This window comes from Echinicola rosea (genome assembly GCF_005281475.1).
Taxonomy (GTDB): domain Bacteria; phylum Bacteroidota; class Bacteroidia; order Cytophagales; family Cyclobacteriaceae; genus Echinicola; species Echinicola rosea.
In genome coordinates this window covers 2,012,501-2,037,521 of record NZ_CP040106.1, presented here as the reverse complement: position 1 = coordinate 2,037,521, position 25,021 = coordinate 2,012,501, and the positions used below count along the sequence as shown (strand labels likewise).

Genomic DNA, 25,021 nt, shown 5'->3' with positions numbered 1-25,021 from the left:
TTTTTAGATTCGATTATAAACGTCCTTGCCAGTACTCAGTCTGTACGATGGAAGGGTTTTTGATAATGATACTTGGAGCTACTGGCCAGAAATACCCCTTTTTGGCTTTCCTGTCACTGCCCATCCAAGACACTCCTTCGAAGTAGTCCATCCGTATCCGATCAAATGCAACATGCCCTTCGGCAACTAGCTCAATGGCCCTTTCATCAAAAATGGCCTTAATGAGACTTGGACGGTCCGAAGGCCCTTCATACGCAGGAACGCCCGCCTTACTGCGTACCAAGTCCAGGTCTGAGAGGGCACCCGCATAATTACCTTGTCTGGTATAAGCCTCTGCTCTCAACAGGTAAATGTCGGCCAATCTAAAAATCAAGATATTTGATTCCGAAAATACAGCATAGACATCTTCAGAATCTGGATCATCAGAACTCAATGCGTACTTCATTGGAAAGGTACTTGGCCCCACATCCTCAAAATCAAAGAAGAAAAGGTCCTTTCTCACGTCCGTATCCCTTTCTGCCTGTGCCATAAACTCAAATCCATAGAAGTCAGGGTTGCCCACCGGCGCAGTCCCATTGTTCCCTCCAAGGATGGGTTGGTTAAGGGTTAATCCAGGGGCTGTGCTATTGCCATTGGTCACTCGGTACGACTCATCGACATCTGTGCTGACATTGAGCTCAAAAAGACCGGTTTTGGATTGACCCCTTACCATGTTTTCAAACCCTTCATTGCCTTCGGCTACATAATCGATCAAGCTAGCGTTACTATTATTGATGACCGAAGTAGCCGCATCGATGCTCTGCTGGATCATTTCGGGATTTTCGCCATCCCTACTGGCATACCAAAGTGATACGTGGGCTTTCAAGGCCTCAGCACTAGCTTTATTGGCAAAAATAGCCCACCGCTGATTGCTTGGGTTTGAATATTGCAATAGGCTAATGGCTTTATCTGTGGCTTCCAAGATGTACTGCAGCACTTCCTTCTCGTCTGATCGGCCTATTTCTACGATAAAACCATCCTCCGTAATCAGCTGATCAGAGGTCTCTATCGATTCATGGACAATCGGGACATCGCCCCATATTCGCGCCAAATAAAAGTAAGACAATGCCCTTACAAAAGCTGCTTCTCCCAATATCCTGTCCTTTTCCTGACGGGTAGTAAATAGCTCTTCAGGCATCTCATTTACATATTTTTCTATCGTAAAGGCCCAGTTGGCGGCCCTATAAAACAACTTCCACTCAGCCGTCTCTCCTCGATAAGGAAGGCTATAGTTTCCACTGTTTTCGATATAGTCCATTATCCAGAACTGACTGTCCATAAGGGTCATGGCAGGGAATTCACCCCATATCAAGAAACTTGATTGTGTCAATAATGCATTTTTAAGCAAGGCATAAGACCCCGCCAAAGCTTGTTCTGCTTCACTCTGCGAACTCCAGTACACATCTGGATGTGTGATGGTAATGGGCTCCTGATCCAAAATGCCCGAACAACTGGAAAAACCAAGAGTGAAGGCCGTCAGAATAGTTAAATATATTTTTAGGAATTTTTTCATGGTATTCAGTTTTTAGAATCTTGCATCTAGACCAAAGAAATAAGTTTGCGCTTGAGGGTAGCCATTACCCAATACATATCCTCGGGCATCTACCATTGAGGCATCTACGACGTTCTTGGATTTTTGCCATTGGTAAGGATTCAACACTGAGATATAAACCCTTAGTCGGCTCAGGCCTAAGTTTTTAATGAAGGAATCCTTATTGAACATGTGGCCTACAGAAGCATTGGTGATCTTCCAGTAATCTCCACTTTCTATCCATAAAGACTGATTTCCCCTGAAAGCATAAAAGGGTGGTTCGCCTCCACCAGCAGGGAACAAAGCAGGAAAGCGCACACCTGCAGCCCCATCACCCGGCTTTTCCCAGAATGTATGCTCGCTAAGATCTGCAAGCCCAAATGTGGCCCAGTCTGTACCACCTCTGTCATACCTATCCATATAGCTGTTCAATACCGTGTTCATAATATCCGCGCCAAAAGAGAACTGACTGTAGGCCTGCAGGTACCAGCCCTTATAGCGGAGGTCAATATTGAAATTGCCCTGTATGTCAGGAACAGGAGAGTATTCCAAGGCCATGATCTGATCACCTGCTTCGTCCAACAAATAATCTCCATTAATATCTTTCCAAATCGGAAGCCCAGGACGGATAGCAGCCCATGCTGATTTTCCAGTGAGGGGTTCTCCCGTGTATGGATTGACTGGCAATTGCTCCAAGTTGTCAATGATATAGTCATTGAGGAAGATGTTGTAAAGGTTTAGCGGGCGCCCAACGATATAGCCATAGGATCCGATTAGGTAATCCCTGTTGCCATTTGGCAATTTGCTGACATAATTCTCGTTTTTGGCAAAACCAGCAGTAAGCTGAAGTTTCCAGTGGCTGGCTCTGGGGAAAATATCATATCGAATCTGGCCTTCCCAACCGTAGTTCAGCACTCCGGCCACGTTAGCCTTGGCTGTGTTATACCCAGAATAGGATGGAAAATCAATATCAAAGAACAGCTGGTCCGTATCCTTATGATACGCATCAAATGTAAGGTTTAGCCGCTGATCCAGCATGGCGATATCAAACCCAATGTTCCACTGTTCTGATTCTTCCCAGGACAGTTTGTCATTGCCAATTGAGCCATAGTTTGGTATAATACCGGTTACTCCACCGTAAGAAGAGACATTCATTTGGTTAGTGTTGTAGCCAGCAGATGGCGTACCACCATATCCCAAGCTATAAGCCCCGAATCGAAGGTAATTTTGGCTAAATTGCTTACCGTTTCTGCCCCAGCTGGCCCGAAGTTTTGCAAAATCCAACCAATGTCCGGCCAGCTCCTTCAGAAATGGCTCGTCCGAAATCACCCAACCGGCGGACAAGGAACCGAATTTGGCCCAACGGACGTCCTTACCAAATCGAGAAGAACCATCTGTACTGAAGTTTGCACTCAATAGGTACTTGTCTTTGTATTTATAACTTAATCGGGCATAATAAGAAAGAAGGGCATTCTCACTGATGTCCGTATAGCCATCGATATTGTCTTTCTCATACCTGTTGTTGATTACCTGAATGGCATCACTGCCGAAACCTACTGCTGACATCCTCATGTCTTCATACTTGTTATAATCCACCCGGTTACCTACTATAGCAATGACCTCATGATCTCCCAAGGTCTTAAAATAATCCAAATAGAGGTCGGACGCATGATTCTTCCTAGTGTACAGGGAATAGGCTGCAAATCCATCGCCGTTTGGCCTGATGGAAGAAGGCTCATAAAAGTTCTTCTTGTTCAGGTCGTACTGAAAGGTAAGCTGGGAATTAAGCTTCAAACCTTCGATGATCTTCAATTGCGCAAAGTTGGAGAAGGTGACTTTCAGCTGTTCGTCGGTATTGAGCTTTTCATCCAGCTCTCCCTCCAGGGACTTTCGCTTCGCCTCCGTCAAATAAAACAACGATGAGTTCAGGCTATTGGGACTTGTAGGGAGACTGTTGTCCAAGTTAAACGATCCACCGCCCGGGTTTCCCTGGCCGGTTTTGTTTTCCGTAAAGGAAGTGTTTACCAGAAATTGGTTCGTGAATTTCTTTCCCACCTTAGTATTTACATGGGCGTTAAGCGTGTATCGCGTAAAGCCTGTGGCCTTCACTACACCTTTGTCATCATTGTACCCAAATGACAAACGGTAATTGGTCTCCTCGCTGCCTCCTCTCATGCTCAGGTTGTACCGCTGTGAGACGCCTTTTTGATAAAACAGCCCTTGGTAATCCACATTGTTATTAAATGCAGGATTGAGACTGTCCGTCAGCATAATGGGTACCTGATTAGAAAGCAAGAACTCATGATCCCACCATTTTTCAAGCATACCCATTTTTTCTCTTCTTTCTGCAGCCCCGACCAGCATGGGCACCAAATTAGGAATTGGCTGAAACCCTATACTTGTGGAGAAATCAAACTGAGGCTTATCCAAAGCTTGTCCACGCTTGGTCTTGATAATGATCACACCATTCGCCCCTCTTGATCCATAAATGGCAGATGCTGAAGCATCTTTCAATATATCAATGCTTTCAATGTCATTTGGATTCAGTGAAGCCAAATAATCCGTGTTGGAAACCCCATAACCTGCCAAGTCCTCTAGAGAGGTCTGGACACCATCGACTACGTAGAGCGGGCTACTAAATGCCGTAAACCGCTCTCCTCCATCAAGACCACTGGATACTGCCGTATTTCCCCTAATGACCAAAGCACCCCTGGCACCCGCAGCACCACTTATATTGACACTTTGAATACCGGTGCTTTGGGTACCGATCAAGGTCGCTACATTCGTAACAGGAATGGCTTCTAACTGTTCACTTTGAATATTGTTCACAGCTCCTGTCACATCCCTTTTGACTACCGACTGATACCCAACGACCACGAATTCATCAAGGTCGGACGCGCTCGATTTTAAGGCAACATTAACCTCCTCTTGATCTCCTACTACGACTTCCCGGGAATCATATCCTATAAAGGAAAACACCAAGACCTGACCTGCTTCAACGGAAATCCGATAGGATCCATCCACATCTGAAACCATCCCTTTAGCGGTTCCTTTTATTAAAATATTTGCCGCGGGAATAGGCTCTCCCGAATCAGCATCGGTGACTGTTCCAGTCACCGGGACTGTTTGCCCAGCAACGATGCCATACAAACAAAAAGTACATAGAAAAACGAGTACATTTTTCATCATAATGTTTAGTGTTTAGTTGTTATGATTGAAGTATTTTCTTATAAAATATCCAGGGGTGAAACTGGATATTCTTTAAACCTTACCCCATTCTAGAGGTGGAGGCATTAGCCTGTTGGCCTACTTCCTTCTTATAATTTTTACAAGGCTATTTGAAGAAGGTTTACAAGACCACACTGCCTTTGGGCAAAGTACCGACAGCTGAAACATGTCACCTTATTTTATTTCGACGGCAACACGCTCTATTTTTATACTTTTCATTTCCTTAAAATGAAATTACTTTTGAATAATTTCGATTCATAAGTTTAATCGAAATTAAATATAGTATTAATCACCAAAAATATGAACTAAAAACAATATTTATTTTCAAAACATTTCACTATACACAACTATATAAAAACAGGAAAACTTTCGAAACTACATTTAAAACCAAACAAAACTAAAAAACAATGTATATTTAGTCACTATAAACGTAAAATCAGTTAAAACACATCATTTAAACATGGAATTTTCAAAAACACTCCCTAATCAAAACTAAAAAGATTTCGAAGAAAATATTTTTAAAACATAACTATTTACCTGTAGAAACAGCCAGCTTATAGCCCTGACCTTACAGAATATTGAAAAGGGATCAACCATTCAGCTATTAAAAATTACAATTAGGCCCATTACTTCAACGCAGTAACATCCCCCTTGGTAAATCACATATTTTTTGGCTTATTCTCGGAGATGCATGCATTACCTCTAGCCTATTCCTTCTAGCCAAAGCGCAGCCCGTAAAATAATAAAATCTACTTCTTCAAAGTTCAGAATTAACCCGAACAAAAAATAAGGCTGCCTCTACCCTCATCTGGAAACGCAAAATGGATGAGGCAACCTCTTATTTCACACTATAATACAGCATCGAATCTATTTCACCAAATTCAAATCCTTATCCAACCAAATCCATTCATTCGCCGATAGGGTTAGGGCCAGTTTCTTATCATTATACAGAATAGGCTTGGTTTGGTTGGTCGCGCTCTTTAGCCCAAGCTTTAATAACTGCCCGGCTTCCCAGATGATGTCCACTTCAATGTTTCCCCTGGCCACTAAGCCTTTTACAGAGCCATTTTGCCAACTTGCCGGCAGGGCGGGAAGAATACGGAGGAAGCTTTCGTGGGATTGCAGCAATAGTTCCGCTACCCCGGCAGTATAGCCAAAGTTGCCATCTATTTGAAAAGGAGGGTGCTCATTGAACAGGTTCTTACCGGTGGAAACCTCAAGAAGCTTGTACAGGTTCTCTTCAGCTGATTTTTTATCCAATAATCGCGCATTAAAATTAATCATCCAAGCACGGCTCCAGCCAGTACCTGCCCCGCCATGCTGCAGGCGGTAATCGATCGTCTTTTGCGCTCCTGCAAATGCTTCAGGAATGCTTTCCGTAATGTCATCCCCTGGGTGAAGGGCATAAAGGTGTGACATGTGTCGGTGGCCTTTCTCTGGTTCCTCATAGGGTTCGTTCCATTCCAATATTCTACCGTCCGGACCAATGGCCACTCCGGGATACAACATGCCCATTTTTTCTTCGAGTTCCTCGGTAAAGTCATTTTTGACGGAGAGCACCTTTGCAGCAGCGAGGGTATTCTGAAACACATCACTGATGATCTGGTGTCCCATAGCGGATCCGTATGAAACCGCTGCAGGCTTGCCATCAGGAGCCAAATAGGAATTTTCCGGTGACGTTTCAGGATAAGAAATGTATAATCCTGTCTGTTCGTCTTTCTGGATCCAATCCATATAGAAAGAGGCGAACTCTTTCAATGCTGGATACCCTCTCTCCTTAAGAAAAGTCGTATCGCCAGTAAACTGGAAATGCTCCCAATAGTGCCTGGATATCCAGCCTCCTCCGTGGATCCACGCACCCCAATAGGCCCTGTTTGCACGCATCCAAGGTGCCGCCCACAGGTCTGAGGCATGGTGCACCACACTTCCTCGCTGGATACCGTACTGCTCCTTCGCGGTGACCTTACCCCTCTCTATCAATTGATCCACATAATCAAATAACGGAAGGTGCATCTCTGAAAGATGGGTAGGGCCTGCCGGCCAATAGTTCATCTGAAGGTTAATGTTAAGGTGGTAATCTGCATTCCAAGGGGCTTTGATGTCCTTGTTCCAAATACCCTGTAAATTTGCCGGATTGGTACCGGGACGAGAAGAAGAAATGAGCAAGTATCGACCATATTGGAATAAAGTGGCCGCTAATCCTGCGTCTTTGCCCCCTTCCTGAACCCTTTTCAAGCGCTTATCGGTAGCTAAGCTATCGAGTTCATGCCCTCCTAGGTCCAGCTGAACCCTTGAATAAAACTCATTAAAGTCTTTTTTATGGGCAGAAAGCACCTCCTTGAACCCTTTGGATTCCAACGCATCGAGAACCTCATCGTTTATTGAAGCATAATCTTCGTGATAATAAGACGTGTTACAGACCAAATAGATCGTAGCTTCCTTGACGCCTTCCAGACGCAACGTTCCATTTTCAGCCGAGGTGCTGCCCCCGACTAGCATGACTTTAAGCTTAGTCTGGAATTTAACCCCATAATCCAAAGGTGTCGGCTGATCTCCTTTGACCGCTTCGTATTGGGTCAATTCTCCATCCATGACCAATTCATTATCTGAAAGGGCATTTACCTGTACAGTGGAGTGACCATTATCTTTTGGACGATCTAAGCGAAGGTCAAAATCCATCCCCTCCGCATCCGTCGTAGCGAGGCGAATGGCCAGCACGTCATCTACGGCAGAGGCAAAAACCTCTTCGGTGAATTGCGCTCCACCCGACTGATAGCTCACCGTGGCCAAGGCATCATCCAAGCTTAGCTTTCGTGTATAGTTTCTAATCTCCCTTTCCCCATCAAAGTCAATGTAAAGATCTCCCATCGTCTGATGGGAGCGTACGATTCCTTTATAGGAAAACATATCGATGATGCTTTTGTCCGCTTGGTGGATCTTTCCCGTTTTTACCAGGTTTCTAAGCTCAGCCAAGTCATCTGGCGTACCTTTGCTATCTCCCCAATCGGCTGCCCCTGGCCACATGGAGTCCTCGTTTAGCTGGATTCTTTCGGTATTGGTCTGCCCAAAGACCATGGCGCCTAACCGTCCGTTTCCCACCGGCAAAGCTTCTTCCCATGCAGCTGCGGGCTGCTCATACCAAAGCACAGTGGAAAGGGTATCTTGATGCTCATCTGAACTATCAGGAGAACAGGAAAATAAAATACCTCCCGTAAAAAGCGCCAGAACAATGATAAATTTATGCATAACAATCGTTTTTCTATAGACCATAACAATCAGATAAAATGGAGAAAGGATTGTAAATATAAATAAAAATAGTGCTTCTGGCTTAACCTGTATTCCCCATAGCCTTTCCCAATCATGATACAATTTTTGCTATTATTAAAAAAACCATCAAAAAAGTCCTACTACCATCAGGAGCTTGCCTTTCAGGCTTTAGGCACATAAATAGTACGGATGATTCACCATTGATTTTTATATATTAATTATTCCATCATGAAGGTTTCGTCTAATTCAATTAATTTAGCGGATAAATCAATCGACAATGTCTGTGTACAAATCCCTTTTAAAGCCATTTTTATTCAAGAAAAGTGCAGAGGAAGCCCACCACTTTACCTTTTCACTGACTAAAAACACGTTCAATTTGCCTTTGGTAAAAAGTGTCATCAACAGTATGTATGGGTACGAACACCCTTCACTGGAGCGGGAGGTTTTTGGCCTGAAGTTTAGAAACCCAGTGGGATTGGCAGCTGGATTTGACAAAGATGCCAAATTGATCGATGAGATGGCTATGTTAGGATTTGGCTTCATCGAAATAGGCACACTGACCCCAAAACCTCAAGATGGGAATCCACTTCCGAGGCTTTTTAGACTTCCTGAAGATGAGGCGCTGGTCAATCGCATGGGCTTTAACAACGGCGGTGTGGACGAGGCTGTAAAAAGATTGAAAAAGCGGACTTCCAAGGTTCTGATCGGTGGCAATATTGGAAAAAACAAGGTCACCCCCAACGAAAACGCGGCATCTGATTATTTGTATTGCCTGGATACTTTACATGCCTATGTGGACTACTTTGTGGTGAATGTCAGCTCACCCAACACACCCAATCTCCGTGATCTGCAGGAAAAAGAACCGCTCAAACAATTGCTTTCCTTGGTAAAGGTGCGCAATGACGAAAAGGACCATCCCAAGCCTATTTTGCTTAAGATTGCCCCAGACCTAACGGACGGACAGCTAGATGACATCATCGAAATCGTCAAAGAAACAGGAATCGATGGCGTGATAGCGACCAACACGACCATAGACCGGTCTGGGCTAAGGACAGATGCCAGCAAGGTGGACGCTTTGGGTGCAGGAGGGGTCAGTGGAAAAGTCCTTGGTAAAAGAAGCACAGAAGTCATTCGTTACCTATCTGAAAAATCCGGAGGCACTTTTCCTATTATCGGCGTGGGAGGGATTTTCAGCGCTCAGGATGCGATCGAAAAGCTTGAAGCTGGAGCTTCATTGGTACAGGTTTATTCTGGAATGATTTACGAGGGCCCAGGATTGATGAAAGCCATCAAAAAGGGCCTAAAAGAGCATTACAGCAAATGATGCTTTAATTATTAGTCGATTACAATTAACTTACCTTTTATACCAAGGACATATTGAAGAATTATGGCTTCAAACACTTATAAATCAAATACATTTAGAAAAAAAGAAAAAGCCAAAAAGAAGAAAAGCACGTTTAACTTTTCCTTAGGAGCACTAAAAGACAAGAAAATAGGGCTGTCATTCGGGATATTGTTTATGATGATCGGGCTATTTTTGTTTTTTGCTTTTTTGGGATATTTATTCACGGGCCCCGCTGACCAGAGTGTGGTCACAGGAGGGGATCCAGCGGTCACTTTGCGACAAAATGCCGCCGAAGCGAGAAACTGGCTGGGATATGCTGGAGCCTATGTGTCCCATTGGTTGATATTTAGGTGGTTTGGATTGGCAGCCTTTTTATTGCCCCCTTTTTTATTTTTGCTTGGCTTCAAATGGGCCTTCAAAAAATCCCTGATCCCCATGACGCAATACAGCGTTTTTGGGCTGTTCTTTGTGTTTTGGCTGGGGCTTTTGCTCGGTTATGTGGTACACATTCTGAAAGGCTTTAGCTACTTGCAATTCCTAAGTGGGGGCTTTGGCTATGAAATGGCCGTACTAGCTGATGAATTCTTGGGCTGGGGAACTTTCATTTTGATTTTTGGGTCATTACTGATCTTTGTCGTTTTCTTTTTTAACATCACGCATATTGACTGGCTACAGTCCGATCTAAAATCCGATACTCCAATATCGGATCCTGAGCCCGCTGCACCTCTGGCAAAAGAGGCCAAGGGCAAAAAGGATCCAATCGAAGAAGAAATGGTCGAAGAAGAGGAGTTAATGATAGAGGAAGAGGTGAAAGAAGAGGAAGAAGACGAACAAAGTTGGACCATCAAGTCCAACCAAGCAGAGAAGAAAAAAGCACCTGCTTCAGAACCTGCCTTCAATATCGACGAGTTGGAAACCGCTGATGATCTAGAAGAAGAAAAAGCCGCTGACGACAAGAAGTTCACCGTAGAGACGAGTGCGCAAGAGGAGAAGAAAGTCAGTGAAGTAGAAAACCTCGATCCCTACGATCCCACTCTCGACCTTCCGAGTTACCAATATCCGAGCATTGACCTGCTTAATGAATACGACCAGCAAAAAGTAACCGTGACCCGGCAAGAGCTGGAGGAAAATAAGAACAAGATCGTCGAGACCCTGGTCAACTTCAAAATCGGCATCCAGGAAATCAAGGCGACCATTGGCCCCACAGTGACGCTCTATGAGATTGTCCCAGATCCCGGGGTGAAAATTTCCAAGATCAAAAACTTGGAAGACGACATCGCCCTTAGCTTGGCTGCCTTGGGAATTAGGATCATTGCTCCCATTCCTGGCAAAGGCACCATCGGCATAGAGGTTCCCAACAAAAACAGGGAATTGGTAGCCGCAGGATCTGTACTCGGTACGGAAAAATTCATGAAGAGTGACAAAGACCTTCCTGTTGCTCTGGGCAAAACCATTAGCAACGAAGTATTTGTTTTCGATCTGGCCAAAATGCCCCACCTGCTTATGGCGGGCGCTACGGGACAAGGTAAATCAGTCGGCCTGAATGTGATCTTAGCGTCATTGGTTTACAAGAAACATCCATCACAATTGAAATTTGTATTGGTAGATCCCAAGAAGGTGGAATTGACTTTATTCAATAAAATCGAACGCCATTTCCTTGCCAAGCTGCCCAATGCAGATGATGCGATCATCACCGATACCAAAAAGGTCATCTATACCCTAAACTCACTGTGTACCGAAATGGACAACAGGTATGACCTCCTGAAAGATGCGGGCTGCCGAAACCTAAAAGAGTACAATGCCAAATTTGTGGCGCGTAAACTCAATCCCGAAAAGGGGCACAAATTCATGCCATACATTGTACTGGTGATTGACGAACTGGCCGACTTGATGATGACCGCCGGTAAAGAAATTGAAGGGCCGATTGCCCGGCTGGCCCAGCTGGCAAGAGCGATCGGAATTCACTTGGTAGTGGCCACCCAGCGTCCTTCTGTAAACGTAATTACCGGTATTATCAAAGCAAACTTCCCTGCCAGGCTATCATTTAGAGTGACATCCAAAGTGGACAGTAGGACAATTTTGGATGCAGGTGGTGCCGAACAGCTCATTGGTATGGGGGATATGCTGCTTTCTCAAGGCTCCGATGTCATCCGTCTTCAATGTGCTTTCCTAGACACTCCCGAAGTGGAAAGGGTCTGTGAATGGATAGGAGAACAACGAGGATACAGTGATGCCTATCTTTTACCTGAATTTGAAGGAGAGGATGGTGACAGCAGCGTCGGAGAAGTGGACCTGGCCGATCGTGATCCGCTTTTTGAAGATGCCGCCAGACTGATCGTAATGCATCAACAAGGAAGTACATCATTGATACAGAGAAAGTTAAAACTTGGATATAACCGTGCAGGAAGGATTATCGACCAATTGGAAGCTGCAGGTGTAGTAGGCGCTTTTGAGGGAAGCAAAGCCAGGGAAGTATTAATTCAAGACGAGGTTAGTTTGGAACAGTTATTGAGTAGCCTCTAAAAGCGAGAGCTTATTAACTGGATTACAATTATGTTGAAAAAGATTATACTACTCGGTCTGCTTATAGGCTGTTTACAGACCAATTTATGGGCACAAAAAGATCCTGATGCTAAGGCGTTGCTGGATCAGATGAGTGAGCGATATCAGTCTCTAGACGGGCTAAAAGCCACCTTTGAATATTATTATTACAATGACCTGGATGGAGCCAGTCAGCGCAGCACTGGTGAAGTGGCCGTCAATGGCAACCGATACAAGTTAGTTCTGCCGGACCAAGAGGTTTATAATGATGGCAAAACGGTCTGGACTTTTATTAAATCCAATAATTATCAGGAAGTCACCGTCAATACCGTCAGTAAAGACACGGACGAGCTCACCCCATCCAGTATCTACAACCTGTACAAAAAAGGCTATGATTACGAATTAAAAGGCGAGAAAATTCAAAATGGCAAGAAAGCCCAAAAAATCTTGCTGACTGCCGAAAATTCCAAGGCACAATTTCAAAAGATCATTCTATTTGTGGATAAGGCCAATAAAGATTTGCTCGCATGGGAAGTATCGGATAGTGACGGGGGAACATTCAAGTACGAGTTTAACGAGGTGGATACTGATGTCAATTTAGGATTATCCTTTTTCACATTTGACCCAAACAAACATCCCGGCGTGGAAGTCATTGACTTACGTTAGCCCATTTTCATTAAACCAAATAATTCTATGAGCCAGCATTTACGTGCTGGCTTTTTTCTTATATCTTATTTTGCGCATAGGAGACCTGAATCTAGTGTCAAGGAGACTACGCCCAACCCGACCAATCCTTTCCTGGAAAACCCCATGGTTTATACGCAACCTGTACTATCTGCTTCCCCTCAACTTTGCCGCTCAGTTCAAAAATCACTCAATTAGGAACAGGGAGTTTCAGATTGGCGGGTTATTTTATATTTTTGCGGAAACCTTCGAAAAAAATGGATAAGAAAACCCTATTTGGCAATATTCAGAAAAAAGCATCATTTCTATGCGTTGGCTTGGATACTGACTTGGGAAGGATTCCCCAGCACCTCTTAAAAGAAGATGATCCGATCTTTGCATTCAACAAAGAGATCATCGACAAAACTGCTGATTTTGCAGTGGCCTACAAACCCAACATTGCTTTTTATGAAGCCCTAGGGCCAAAAGGTTGGGAAAGCCTTCAAAAGACCCTGGAATACATTCCAAAGGACATCTTTACCATTGCTGATGCCAAAAGAGGCGATATTGGCAATACGTCTATGTTGTATGCCAAGGCATTTTTTGAACAGATGGATTTTGATTCTATTACGGTGGCGCCTTACATGGGTAAGGACAGCGTAGGGCCTTTTTTGGAATTTGAAGGGAAGTGGGTGATCCTTTTGGCGTTGACCTCCAATGAGGGAAGCAAGGATTTTCAGGTGCTGGAAACAAGTGGAAGAAAACCGCTATTTCAACAAGTACTGGAAAAAAGCCAACAGTGGGGAACTGATGATAACCTCATGTATGTGGTAGGAGCTACTCGCGGAGAGCGGATTGCAGAAGTGCGAAAATATGCCCCAGAACATTTCTTTTTGGTTCCTGGCGTGGGGGCTCAGGGAGGAAGTCTTGAAGAAGTGGCCAAATACGGCATGAACACCACCTGCGGTCTTTTGGTCAATTCCTCTCGTGGAATCATCTACGCCTCTGAAGGCAAGGATTTTGGAGATCAAGCAAGGTTAGAGGCCGAAAAACTTCAGAAGGAAATGGCCAAGCTCTTGGAGCGGTACTGCTGAAGGTCGATATAAGGAGATTTCCCTTCTTTCTTCCAATTGACTATTACCAAGAATAGATGTAAATCACCTACTTTACCGCTCTTCAGGAGGATATTTTTTTGATTCATCGATTTTATCCTAAATTCTCCCATTGATCAACAGGGAATTTTGATTTTTTGTTTGGATATGCACTTTAAGGAAGATTTTATTCATGCGGTCTGGAAGTACCAGTATTTCGACAAACAAGGGCTGACCACCGTCACTGATTCGGTACTGGAAATCAAGAAAATTGGTTTTCAAAATTCCCACGAAGGCCCAGACTTTTCAGAAGCACACATTGTCATCGACCAAATGGACTTTTTTGGTAATATTGAAGTCCATATCCGGTCTTCCGATTGGAATGTCCACGGACATGAATCAGATAAAAATTATGATTCAGTCATCCTGCACGTCGTTTGGGTGCATGATACAGAAGTGCGTCGAAAGGATGGAACCACCATACCAACTTTGGCACTCAAAGGGAAAATATTCCTGGATGTGCTAAGAAACTATCGACGATTGATCAATACGCGTAAACAGCTGCTTTGTAGCGATTTTTTGGATGAGGTAAAGCCTATCATCAAATTTTCTATGCTCGAACGGGCATTAATAGAGCGACTCCAGCAAAAATCACATTTGATCCATGAAGAAGTTAAGTCAACCTCGGGAGATTGGGAAGAAGTGGCTTACAGATGGCTGTTCCATTGTTTTGGTTTTAAAGTAAACAGTTTACCGATGCTGAAACTGGCCAGGGAAATGCCCTACCGGTTAGTAAAAAAACATGCCAATCAACCCCTTGTGCAGGAAGCACTTCTGATGGGGCAAGCAGGTTTCTGCTACCAAGACAAACCAGATGACTATACCCTTTTCATGAAAAAAGAATATGAGTTTTATCGAAAAAAATACCAGTTAAAGGAAGCCATCTACCCAGCAGAATGGAAGTTTATGAGGGTAAGACCGGGCAATTACCCACCTGTCAGAATCAGCCAGTTGGTCGCAATACTCTCCAAAAGCCCCAATTTATTTTCATTACTGACCAATCAGGTGCGTACCATCTCTGACCTGGAGGGGCTTTTCAGGGCAAAACCCAACGCCTATTGGGAACACCATAACCAATTGAGCAAACCAAGTGGAAAACCTCAAAACAGGCTATTGACCAAACGTACCTTAAATCATTTGGGCATAAACTTCATTGTTCCCCTCTGGTACGCCTTTGGAAAGTTTACGGATGACGAAGGTTGGCGGGAACGGTGTTTTGATTTTCTGCAAGAAATCCCCGCAGAAGATAACCGGATAATTGCAGCCTTTGAAAAGGAAGATTGGTCGCCTGAAAACGCTTTTGATACACAAGGGATGATCGGCATCCACCACTCCTATTGTTACCCTAAAAAATGCCTGGATTGTAAAATTGGACAAAACCTCTTGAGACCGGCAAAATGATATTTTGGTTCCAACCGGAATTTAGCGTAATTTTGCGGACTAAACGATGGAGACTATGGAAAAACCAGTAATAATATTAGGCGCAAAAGGCATTGCACAGCCAGCTTTAGAAATATTCAATAGTAATGAAGTGACAGTGTATGGCTTTTTGGATGAGGATGAAAGTCTCCACGGCACGGAGATCAATGTGGTGCCTGTATTGGGAAATCCAGAAGATGATGGTTACCTGAAGCTTATCGGTAAAAAATCGGAAGCTTTTGTAGCCGTTGATGACAATGAATACAGACAGTTTCTGGTAAAATTGCTCAACGAGAGAAGGAAAACCCAGCCGATCAATGCTATTCATAAAACTGCCAATATTTCCTCTGATGCGATCATTGGCCACGGTAATTTTATCAATGCCCGTGTACATATCGGTACTGGTGCGGAGGTAGGCAGCCATGGAATATTTCACACAGGAGCAATCATAGACCATGGAGCCAAACTCGATGATTTTGTCCAAGTCGGTGCCGGTGCAGTCATCAACTCAGGCGTAACCATCAAAAAGGGAGCCTTCATAGGTTCAGGCGTAACAGTAGTTTCTGGTGTGAAGATCGGGGCAAATGCACGTGTAGGTGCAGGATCTGTCGTGATTGCAGACGTGGAAGAAGAGGCCACCGTATTCGGTAATCCTGCCGTAGCCATGAACAAATAGTATTGAAGCGTCCACAATATAAATTGGTTTCCTAATAGGAAGCTTGCGACAAGTAACCAAAAAAATTAGTAACTTATTAACTTAACCTTTTACCAAAACACCCTGCCGGAAACAGGGCTTTAGTTATGGAAAATTCAGATTACAGCGTTTTACTTTATTACTGCTATGCTGAGATCAAGGATCCTGAGGCATACAGAGAAGAACACCACTTATTCTGCGTTGAGAACAATATCCGTGGACGAATCATCATCTCACCCGAAGGCCTGAACGGTACTGTCTCAGGCTTGAAGGAAGATTGTGGCCGATACATGGAATATGTAAAATCGGATCCACGATTTGCTAAAACGGAATTCAAAGTAGATCATTTTGACAAGCATGCATTTGCTAAGATTCACGTTAGGGTAAAACCAGAGATCGTCCATTCCCGTCTTCGACATATCAATCCCAACTTACGGACAGGAAAACACCTAGAACCTGCTGAATTTAGGGCTTTGAAAGATCAGGAAGACGTGGTCATATTGGATGTCAGATCAAATTACGAACATGAGCTTGGCCACTTTAAAAATGCGGTGAGACTCGACATCGATAATTTTAGGGATTTCCCAGACAAAATAAAAGAGCTGGAGCACTTAAAAAACAAAAAGGTACTCACCTATTGTACTGGAGGAATCAAGTGTGAAAAGGCATCTGCGTACCTGCTGGAGCAGGGATTTGAAGACGTGTACCAATTGCACGGAGGGATCATTAAATATGGCATGGAGGCAGATGGAGCGGATTTTGAAGGAAAGTGCTATGTTTTTGACAACAGGGTGGCCGTAGATGTCAACAAAGTAAACCCTAAAGTTATTTCCAAGTGCCATTGTTGCGGAACCCCATCTGACCGAATGGTCAATTGTGCCAATCCGGAATGTAACATCCATGTACCAATTTGTGAAGAATGTGGGTGGAAATATGAGGGAGCTTGCTCTGATGAATGTAAGGAGCATCCAGAAAAGCGTCCATATGACGGCACCGGGTATTATCAAAAAAACACCAACGGCTACAATCCTTATAAAGGATTACACAGGAAACCAGAAAAGGAAAAAACATAATTTACCATCAATGACAAAGGTAATTCCAGCATCTGAACTTATTATTAATCCTGATGGAAGCATCTATCATTTAAACTTGAAGCCAGAATTTCTGGCTTCAAGTGTTATTACAGTAGGTGATCCTGAGCGCGTGGCCAAAATTTCGCAGTACTTTGATCACATAGAGGTTAAAGTAGCCAAGCGAGAGTTTGTCACCCACACGGGTACGTACAAGGGGAAAAGACTCTCTGTGATGAGTACCGGAATGGGCACGGATAATATTGAAATTTTTATGACGGAATTAGATGCGTTGGTCAATATTGACCTACACACACGTAAGATCAAGCCCAAGCATACGGCTCTCAAGATTGTCCGCGTAGGCACATCAGGAAGCATGCGTAAAGAGATCCCTGCAGGAGCATTGGTTGCTTCTAACTTTGCAGTGGGCTTGGATACCCTAATGCAATATTATGCTGCTGACTTTAGCCAAAAAGAACTGGCCATTGGGAATGCTGTTCAGCAATCACTGGGATTAGGATTCCGTCCTTATTGTTTTGAAGGTTCTAAACCACTACTTGAAAGGTTATGTACAAACGATACGATACTGGGAAATACCGCTACTTGCCCAGGATTTTTCGGCCCGCAGGGAAGAGAAGTTCGGCTCAAGCCTGCCATCCCAGACATTATCGAGCGGCTGGCAGCTATTGATGTGGAAGGCGTCCAACTCACCAATTTTGAGATGGAAACAGCCGGGTATTATGCTATGGGAAAAATGCTCGGACATGAGGTTCTCAGCCTCAATGCCATCGTAGCCAACCGTATTACGCAGGAATTTGTGGATGATCCAAGCGAAGTAGTGGAACGGCTGATCCACCATACGTTGGAAAATATTTAGCGTTGGCACTTTCTTTCTGAAAAAAATCCTTGCAGACTACATATTGTTAATCGGAATTACTAGCATGTCTTACGATAAACTCGGCATCCCGTTGGCCTCCATAAATAAGATGTGAACTCCTACTACGCTGAAAGGGGATGCCCAGAAAGTAAAGTCCTGGAATTTTCGAAACGCCATGCTGCTTTCTTAGTACATCCATGTCATTTTCAAATCCCTCAATGTTTATAAAGCTGTAATCAGGAATAAATCCTGTGGCAAAAAGTACAAATTCAAACTGCTCTGTTGTTTGATTGGAGAAAGTAACCTGATTACTTCCTGCTCCAATCACCTCCGGCTGTTTTTTAGCTTTTTTGATTTTCTTTTTGAGGTCATCAAACAGGTAAACGGGTTCTTGCCTTTTAATTCTTTTTTCTTTAAGAGGCTTTTCCAATCTATTAAATTTATCGCCCCACCAAAGGATGTTTTTACCAAAAACAATTAAAGATCGCATTTTTGGTTTGCGAAGTGTTGACCAGTGAATGTCAAAATAGTTGGTAAGGTCGCCAATGATCTGAGCGGCAGAGTTTCCTCCTCCCACTACCAATACCTTTTTCCCTTTTACAGAGATCGGCGTACGGTATTGACTACTGTGGATATAAGGAATGTTCAGCTTATCAGCCCATTCAGGGATAAAGGACTTTTGGCACATTCCATTGGCAATAATGACTTTTTTTGCCCTAATTTGCTCGAAAGTAGTCTTAACGAGAAATGTCTCTGCTTGCCTGGAAATTTCCGTAACCCTATTATTGGTATGAACAGGAAGGTCAAAATGGCTAGCGTAACGAGAAAAGTAATCCGCAAGTTGATTTTTTGTAGGCCGCACGTTAGGCGGCAAAGCCATCTTTAAATCAGGTAATTGACAGTACGCAGCAGGAGTAAACAGCTTAAGGGATTCATACCGATTTCGCCAAGAATCCCCTACTTCAAGGTGTTGGTCCAAAATGATGAATTCCTTATTTGCTTTTTGCAAATGTCTTCCGGCTGACAAACCACACTGCCCAGCACCAATGATTACGTACTCTATTTCTTTCATTCTAATCCATAATATCATTCAGCTCGCTCAGCTCGAGCCACCTGAATTCAAGTTCTTCTAGTTGCTCATCAATCCCCTGTATGGCGGTAGACCATTCCAAAAGCAATTCATGGTCCTCTGTACCTAAATTGATTTTATGAAGAAGGCCTTCTTTCTCTTCCTCAAGGCGATTGATATTTTGCTGTACTTCTTTGAACTCCTGCTTTTGCTTGAAAGAGGCCTTACTGCTCTTTTTCTCTGGCGCAGAAGCCTTTTCCTGAATTTTTCCCTGCTCCTTAGCAGGAACTTTCTCTGCTACAATCTTTGCTTCCTCTTCCTTTTCCCACTCTCTTAGATCACTATAATTACCAGGAAAATCCTTAATTCTGCCATCACCCTGAAACACAAAGATATGATCCACCAAACGGTCCATAAAATACCGATCATGTGAAACAATAATCATGCAACCCGGAAAGTTTTCCAAAAATTCTTCCAAAGTATTTAGAGTGACAATATCCAAATCATTGGTTGGCTCATCAAGAATCAAAAAATTGGGCGTTTTAATCAAGACCATCAATAGCTGTAACCTTCTCTTTTCGCCTCCAGAAAGTTTGGATATTGGAGTATGTTGTTGCTTAGGAGGAAAGCCAAATTGATTAAGAAACTGGGAAGCCGTAATGGTGCTACCATTGGACAATGTGACGACTTCTGCCACTTCTTTTACCAAATCAATCAGCCGTTTGTTTTCATCAAATGAATGCTCCTCCTGCCTATAATACCCGAAAGCAGTTGTTTGGCCAATAACAATAGCCCCACTATCTGGCTCTAACGCCCCTGTAAGCATATTCAGGAAAGTAGTTTTTCCGGCTCCATTAGGGCCCACTATCCCTATCTTATCACCTTTTTTAAAGGTATAAGAAAAATCGTTCACTATTTTTTTATCTCCATAGCTTTTAAAAAGCTTTTCGAGTTCAACAATCTTCCCGCCAAGCCTTTTTGCGGATACCTGAAGTGCCACCTCACGTTCTTCTTTTCGTTGAAAAGCCTTTTCCTTGGTGGTTTCAAAAGCATCTATTCTGTATTTCGCTTTTGTACCTCTTGCTTTAGGCTGTCTTCTCATCCATTCAAGTTCCTTTTTATAAAGACTCTTGGCTTTCTCTTGTTCGGTCGCTTCGATTTCCCTTCTTTCCGCCTTCTTGTCCAAAAAATAGCTATAGTTCCCCGTGTATTTAAAGATTTTCCCGGCATCCAGCTCCAAAATTTCATTGGTAACCTTTTCTAAAAAATAACGGTCGTGCGTCACCATAAATAGAGACAAGTTAGCTTTAGAAAGGTAATCTTCAAGCCATTCAATCGTTTTTAGATCCAAATGGTTGGTGGGCTCATCCAATAACAGTAAATCCGGTTTTTCCAGGATGGCCTTGGCAAGGGCTACACGCTTTCGTTGTCCGCCAGAAAGATTCCCTACAGGAAGATCAGTATCATGAAGCCCCAGTTTACCCAATACTTCTTTTATTTGATATTCATAGTCCCAGGCTTGAAGCCTGTCCATCTTTTCCATAATACTATTGAGCTCGTCAGCATTGTCTTTGCCCGACTGGGCTGCCAGCATTGCTTTCTGATATTGGTCTATGACCTTCAATGGCTCACTGGATGAATCAGAAAACAAGGTTTGGTAAATAGAAAGGTTGGCTTCAAATACGGGATTTTGATGTACATAAGCCACTTTAATGCTCTGGTTTATGGCCAAATTTCCCTCATCAGGGATTTCTAAGCCCATAATTATCTTCATCAAGGTGGATTTACCAGCCCCATTGATGCCTACCAAGGCTATCTTTTGCCCTTGATCTATACCAAACGAAATGTGATGGAAAAGCGACTTATCTCCAAAACTCTTGGAGAGATTCTCTACAGATAGGTAATTCATGTCCAAAAATAAGGAAAAACTGGAACATAAAATCACTTAAAGCTCTAATATGGGGCATGGAAGAAGTCTTCATCTTAACAATGCACATTATAACCACAAAAAATATATCAAAATTAATGGCTCTATAAAATATTATGGCTCTATATGGATTGTAGTGGGTGAAGATAAAATGCCGGTTATTTTACCGTTGATTCATAATCTTTTCCAATGGGGAATTTTCTGTTCTGCCTTAAGGTATTTGACGTTAAGAAATCAAAGAAGTGGGCTGGAAAAGGCGCAGGCTTGTCTGACGTGAATCAGCACAAAAAGTTGGTTTGCTGCTCAAATGGAGGAGTTTGCCTGCGCGAGTGCTGGCTTTGATTTTAGCCGAAATCGCTCACCGCAGCGGGTTTTTTTGGTTACTTTTTTGCTTCAGGCCAAAAAGTAACAAGGTAACAAAGTGATAGTCACGCTATAATTTTGCAAACAAAATAAAAGTTACCCACAGCAAATCATATAGAACCAATATTATGTAAGCCATTACAATTTAATTTTAAAAAAGTTAAAACGGATCTTAAACCGTCTGGATCAAATCATCTATTACTGATAAGCGTTTTAAATGCACCAGTAAGTTCTTTGAGTCCAGCTAAAAAATGTTCCTTTGATTTCTCAAGCATTGGGCTAACAGATGCCCTTTTTGAATGGTACTTTTCTTCAAATTCTTTTTTTCTTTTTTGAAATTCTTTCTCAATGGAAGATCTGTCCTTTTTAAGTTCTTCCACCTTTTTCTCTACTTCCACTTTAGCATCACCACTCATTTCAGCACCTTTGGTGATCAGCTCCTCAATTTTATGTCCAATTTCTTGAAGCAATTTTTCTACTTCCTCAAAAGATGTGTTTTTAGTGGCCATAGTTCCATCTGTTTCGTTAAAAATAATATTTTCAATATACAAACCACAACTGACTTTTAGTAGATTAAGGGGAAATATTGAACGAAATCATATAGTAAACAGAAATCATAAACCAAGTAAAAATTTGGATGTTGCACTTGCTATTAGCCAGCAAATGCGACAGTTTATAAAGATATAGCCGCGCGGTCCCTACTATCCCCCATAAAACCCCGCCACCCTTATTAAGGGTTTTTAAGGATTCAAGCCATATTTCCAGGGAAACGAATGTTGACTTGGCCTCATTCAGGAAAATTTCATACCGTTAAAACGATGGGCTTCCTCCAACCGCATGAATGGGTTTTAGCGGGAATTCATGGGAAAAGGAAGGGAAATACGGCTAGAACCGTAAACGTTGGATGGGCAATTTACCATGGGCTTCACCCATGACCATGAACATGTCACCCCTCTGGGGGCTAGCTTTCAAGTGCAGTCTTTTAAATCCTTTTCCTTTTTCCCCCGAAGGCTTTCGGAGCAGGCTATTGATGAAAAAAGAAAGAAACCATGCCTTCCGGCAGGCAGGACATCTAGGCCGGTGGTCTGCCCTTTAAAATGAAACATGGATTTCCCCTGCGACGTGGATCCGTCACCCATTTTAATTTCCAGCCGATGGCTACGGCCTAAAAGCGAGTGGATCTCGCTCTTCCACGACGCGAGCCAACTCCCTTTCTTAACGGCTTCCACCATCGGCTGGAAAACAGGCATACCAAGGGCCGTCAAAAGGAAGCGATACATTTTTGGGACTTATTAACTGAATTCGCCTTGCAGGTATTGGACGTTAAGAAATTAAAAAGCGGGCGGGCAAAAAGGCAGGCTTGTTTGACAAAAGGCTGACCAAAAAGAATGTTGGCAGCTAGAAAAGTTTACTTGGCTTTAGACAGGAGGAGTTTGCCTGCATTGGGGGAAGGTTTTAATTTTAGGCCAATAGCTGCACACCTGTGCGCCGTGGCGTAGCGGCGGATTTTTCGGGTTACTTTTTTGACCTGAAGCAAAAAGGCAACAACGGTAGAGAGATGAAAAACCAGCCTGGAATTTGGCAAGAAAGATAACTGCCCAAGGAAAAAAGACAGAACACATTTTTCCAAATACACACTAAACTAAACCGCATTAAATGCGGGTTAACCGCAGGTCCAGCATGCACTTGGAGCCTTCTATGTTGAAAAACAAGAGAATCAGCCAAAATCCTTTCATATAGGGTGTTTTTTTACAGTTTTCTCCCATAGTTTGTCAAAACAATCGACTAACTTGAAAGTGTTGGGCCGAAACGGAATCAAGCTCTGCCGGGGGGCAACTTGCCAGGGATAGGTCCTTCCGATGAATTATATTCATTTTAACTGCGGGCTTGGGAATCCCTGTCCGCAGTTTTCAGTATAATTCAGAAGCGGTATGCCTAAGAAAACCCCACCGGTGAAACCTGATCTTCACGGCCCGGCTTTTTTATACCGTCAAACTTACCTCTTTAATCAATCTTCTATCAGCGGTCTGTATCTCGCCGCATCGTATTTTCATTTCAAAGAGGAGGGGGATGCAACCTTTGTGTAGCGGTCCTCCCTGTTCAGGGTGCTGCAATCCCAAAATTTCATTTCTTCCCCCATCCTGATTTTCAAGGTATATTTTTCCTTATTATGATACTACTCCGGTCACATATTCTTTCCGGTGGACGATCACATACCTGATCCTGTTCAGCAGTTTCCTGGCAATCCTTATGATGGCCTTGTTCTTTGGCATTGTTTTGATAAGTTCATTGAACTTGGCCATTAATGCCGGATCCTGCCTTATGGCTACCCAGGAGGCTTCGATCAGCATGATCTTCAGCTCCTTTCTTCCTCTGTTGATCAGTTTGCCCACAACCATTTTATCGCCAGACCCATACATTCTTGGCACCAATCCCACATAATTACAGAGTTCATCAAGTCGCTTAAACCTTGTAAAATCTCCCAGCTGGGTCAGAAAGGCCATCGCCGACATTAAGCCTATTCCCGGAACGGTTACCAAAAGATTATAACTGTCCTTATAGCGGGATGTCCGGGAAAGCTCACGGACTTGCCTGTTGATGCCCAACAGCTCCTTTCTTAGGTTATTGACAATTCGCACATAGTTGTCAATGAGTGGACCTACCATCGGATCTGCACCGGAGAGGCTTAACAGCCAATCTGTGTAGGGCCTGGACCAATACCTTGTTTGTGCTGTTGTAAAACGTTCAGCCATGCTTATTCCAAATTGAAACAACAACGACTTGACCCTGTTCTTGTTTCTCGCAATATCTTTTACTATCCGGAACCTCTGACGGACTAACCCCCGGTCAGCTTCCAATTGCCTGTCCGGTATGTGGATGCCCGACAACGCGCCGCTTCTCAGGGACCGCGCCAGTTTTCTGCTGTCGGCCTTATCGGTCTTCTGCAACTTCTCTTTCTGGCTGGTGGGAACATCTGCCGGATTTATCACCATGCAGTTTACACCTAGGTCCCGTAATCGCCGGCAGGACCCAAAACCACTGAACCCCGCCTCATAAACGGCGTGATAGGCAGCTCCCGGGAAGTTCTTTTCAAGATACCGCAGCAGTTGCTCCGCATCCGGGGCACGGCTCATCGTCTTGTGTTCGTATTGCTCGCCATAGATGCTGACCTTCCAGCTTTTCTTGTGGTAGTCAATACCTACATAAACAGATTGCCCCTCAAATATCTTTTGACTATCTTTCCTTTGCATAAGCTTGGTTCTTAACGTTTACATGATTTAATACTCTTGTTAAGTTAAGAATTTTGGCTTATGCACTTTTCAAACATAATACCTTTGTGGCATTTTTTAAACGGTGGTTTTTCCGGTAAGAAAACCGGCAGCCCCAACTCTTCCGCTTGATCAAAATCCCCCATGCCGGATCCCCCGGTCCTGCCAGGGGCATATAAAAATGAAAAGGCCCACCGCTTGTGCGGTGGGCCTGTATAAAAGCGGGCGGCGACCTACTCTCCCGGGTGTAACCCCAGTACCATCGGCGCGACAGGGCTTAACTTCTCTGTTCGGGATGGGAAGAGGTGGATCCCCCGTGCCATACCACCCTAAGCTCTCCGTCCCATCGACATTTCTCGGGCGACGGAACAATATCTTTATTTCCTTTTTGGTCTTTCGACATTACCAAAGATAATACAACTCCGAACAGGCAAGCTTTCGGGCTATTAGTACTGCTCGGCTATGCCGTCTCCGGCTTTACACCTGCAGCCTATCAACGTCATCGTCTATGACAACCCTGTACGGAAACCTCATCTCGAGGTGGGTTTCGCACTTAGATGCTTTCAGC

The 25,021-nt window shown here is 43.6% G+C and carries 16 protein-coding genes and 2 rRNA genes (1 of these 18 only partly in view); 8 read left to right on the top strand and 10 right to left on the bottom strand.

Annotation, left to right across the window (positions count from 1 at the left end):
- Positions 1-13: 13 nt before the first annotated feature.
- The 3 genes from FDP09_RS08275 to FDP09_RS08265 all read right to left on the bottom strand — a co-directional run bounded on the left by FDP09_RS08275 (position 14) and on the right by FDP09_RS08265 (position 8,044).
- On the bottom strand, positions 14-1,552 hold the full coding sequence (locus FDP09_RS08275; protein ID WP_137402216.1) for a RagB/SusD family nutrient uptake outer membrane protein: 1,539 nt from the start codon (positions 1,550-1,552) through the stop codon (positions 14-16).
- 12 nt (positions 1,553-1,564) lie between these two features.
- A complete protein-coding gene (locus tag FDP09_RS08270) occupies positions 1,565-4,759 on the bottom strand; it encodes a SusC/RagA family TonB-linked outer membrane protein (protein ID WP_137402215.1) in 3,195 nt (1,064 codons plus the stop codon).
- A 906-nt stretch (positions 4,760-5,665) separates the two neighbouring features.
- Entirely contained in the window at positions 5,666-8,044 is a 2,379-nt protein-coding gene (locus tag FDP09_RS08265) for a glycoside hydrolase family 95 protein (RefSeq protein ID WP_137402214.1), read from the bottom strand.
- Between the two features lie 304 nt (positions 8,045-8,348).
- Here FDP09_RS08265 and FDP09_RS08260 point away from each other — a divergent pair, with 304 nt between their 5' ends.
- The 8 genes from FDP09_RS08260 (at position 8,349) to FDP09_RS08225 (ending at position 17,825) form a co-directional block, all read left to right on the top strand.
- Positions 8,349-9,389, top strand: coding sequence for a quinone-dependent dihydroorotate dehydrogenase (locus FDP09_RS08260; protein ID WP_137404968.1), 1,041 nt, complete (start codon positions 8,349-8,351; stop codon positions 9,387-9,389).
- Between the two features lie 63 nt (positions 9,390-9,452).
- Positions 9,453-11,933: an FtsK/SpoIIIE family DNA translocase gene (locus tag FDP09_RS08255; RefSeq protein WP_137402213.1), complete on the top strand. Its 2,481-nt coding sequence runs from the start codon at positions 9,453-9,455 to the stop codon at positions 11,931-11,933.
- Positions 11,934-11,963: 30 nt separating this feature from the next.
- Positions 11,964-12,617 (top strand): LolA family protein, encoded by a 654-nt coding sequence (locus FDP09_RS08250; RefSeq protein WP_137402212.1) that lies wholly within the window; start codon positions 11,964-11,966, stop codon positions 12,615-12,617.
- Between the two features lie 275 nt (positions 12,618-12,892).
- Positions 12,893-13,708, top strand: a complete 816-nt coding sequence (gene pyrF, locus FDP09_RS08245) for an orotidine-5'-phosphate decarboxylase (protein ID WP_137402211.1) — start codon at positions 12,893-12,895, stop codon at positions 13,706-13,708.
- Between the two features lie 165 nt (positions 13,709-13,873).
- Entirely contained in the window at positions 13,874-15,166 is a 1,293-nt protein-coding gene (locus tag FDP09_RS08240; protein ID WP_137404967.1) for a DUF2851 family protein, read from the top strand.
- Between the two features lie 55 nt (positions 15,167-15,221).
- Positions 15,222-15,860, top strand: a complete 639-nt coding sequence (locus tag FDP09_RS08235; RefSeq protein ID WP_137402210.1) for an acetyltransferase — start codon at positions 15,222-15,224, stop codon at positions 15,858-15,860.
- A gap of 125 nt (positions 15,861-15,985) precedes the next feature.
- Complete coding sequence (gene trhO / locus FDP09_RS08230; protein ID WP_137402209.1) at positions 15,986-16,951, top strand: oxygen-dependent tRNA uridine(34) hydroxylase TrhO; 966 nt, start codon at positions 15,986-15,988, stop codon at positions 16,949-16,951.
- A 10-nt stretch (positions 16,952-16,961) separates the two neighbouring features.
- Complete coding sequence (locus FDP09_RS08225) at positions 16,962-17,825, top strand: nucleoside phosphorylase (protein WP_137402208.1); 864 nt, start codon at positions 16,962-16,964, stop codon at positions 17,823-17,825.
- Between the two features lie 46 nt (positions 17,826-17,871).
- Here the strand turns inward: FDP09_RS08225 and FDP09_RS08220 are convergent, their stop codons facing one another.
- From FDP09_RS08220 to FDP09_RS08190, 7 genes are all read right to left on the bottom strand, one after another.
- Positions 17,872-18,897, bottom strand: a complete 1,026-nt coding sequence (locus FDP09_RS08220; RefSeq protein WP_229683526.1) for a flavin-containing monooxygenase — start codon at positions 18,895-18,897, stop codon at positions 17,872-17,874.
- Between the two features lies 1 nt (position 18,898).
- Positions 18,899-20,803, bottom strand: coding sequence for an ABC-F family ATP-binding cassette domain-containing protein (locus FDP09_RS08215; RefSeq protein WP_137402206.1), 1,905 nt, complete (start codon positions 20,801-20,803; stop codon positions 18,899-18,901).
- 572 nt (positions 20,804-21,375) lie between these two features.
- Positions 21,376-21,735: a hypothetical protein gene (locus FDP09_RS08210; protein WP_229683525.1), complete on the bottom strand. Its 360-nt coding sequence runs from the start codon at positions 21,733-21,735 to the stop codon at positions 21,376-21,378.
- Positions 21,736-22,152: 417 nt separating this feature from the next.
- The gene (locus FDP09_RS08205) at positions 22,153-22,464 is read right to left on the bottom strand and encodes a hypothetical protein (RefSeq protein WP_137402205.1); all 312 of its coding nucleotides are present in this window, start codon (positions 22,462-22,464) and stop codon (positions 22,153-22,155) included.
- 888 nt (positions 22,465-23,352) lie between these two features.
- Complete coding sequence (locus FDP09_RS08200) at positions 23,353-24,435, bottom strand: IS110 family RNA-guided transposase (RefSeq protein WP_137402204.1); 1,083 nt, start codon at positions 24,433-24,435, stop codon at positions 23,353-23,355.
- Positions 24,436-24,673: 238 nt separating this feature from the next.
- Positions 24,674-24,785, bottom strand: a 5S ribosomal RNA gene (rrf, locus tag FDP09_RS08195).
- Between the two features lie 94 nt (positions 24,786-24,879).
- A 23S ribosomal RNA gene (locus tag FDP09_RS08190) occupies positions 24,880-25,021 on the bottom strand (it continues 2,741 nt past the right edge of the window).

Bases quoted from the DNA above. Each gene is read 5' to 3' on its own strand.
- FDP09_RS08255 (WP_137402213.1), top strand. From the start codon at position 9,453: ATGGCTTCAAACACTTATAAATCAAATACATTTAGAAAAAAAGAAAAA.
- FDP09_RS08240 (WP_137404967.1), top strand. From the start codon at position 13,874: ATGCACTTTAAGGAAGATTTTATTCATGCGGTCTGGAAGTACCAGTAT.
- FDP09_RS08250 (WP_137402212.1), top strand. From the start codon at position 11,964: ATGTTGAAAAAGATTATACTACTCGGTCTGCTTATAGGCTGTTTACAG.
- FDP09_RS08200 (WP_137402204.1), bottom strand. From the start codon at position 24,435: ATGCAAAGGAAAGATAGTCAAAAGATATTTGAGGGGCAATCTGTTTAT.
- FDP09_RS08235 (WP_137402210.1), top strand. From the start codon at position 15,222: ATGGAAAAACCAGTAATAATATTAGGCGCAAAAGGCATTGCACAGCCA.
- FDP09_RS08270 (WP_137402215.1), bottom strand. From the start codon at position 4,759: ATGATGAAAAATGTACTCGTTTTTCTATGTACTTTTTGTTTGTATGGC.
- FDP09_RS08225 (WP_137402208.1), top strand. From the start codon at position 16,962: ATGACAAAGGTAATTCCAGCATCTGAACTTATTATTAATCCTGATGGA.
- FDP09_RS08220 (WP_229683526.1), bottom strand. From the start codon at position 18,897: ATGAAAGAAATAGAGTACGTAATCATTGGTGCTGGGCAGTGTGGTTTG.
- FDP09_RS08275 (WP_137402216.1), bottom strand. From the start codon at position 1,552: ATGAAAAAATTCCTAAAAATATATTTAACTATTCTGACGGCCTTCACT.
- pyrF (WP_137402211.1), top strand. From the start codon at position 12,893: ATGGATAAGAAAACCCTATTTGGCAATATTCAGAAAAAAGCATCATTT.
- trhO (WP_137402209.1), top strand. From the start codon at position 15,986: ATGGAAAATTCAGATTACAGCGTTTTACTTTATTACTGCTATGCTGAG.
- FDP09_RS08215 (WP_137402206.1), bottom strand. From the start codon at position 20,803: ATGAATTACCTATCTGTAGAGAATCTCTCCAAGAGTTTTGGAGATAAG.
- FDP09_RS08205 (WP_137402205.1), bottom strand. From the start codon at position 22,464: ATGTATCGCTTCCTTTTGACGGCCCTTGGTATGCCTGTTTTCCAGCCG.
- FDP09_RS08265 (WP_137402214.1), bottom strand. From the start codon at position 8,044: ATGCATAAATTTATCATTGTTCTGGCGCTTTTTACGGGAGGTATTTTA.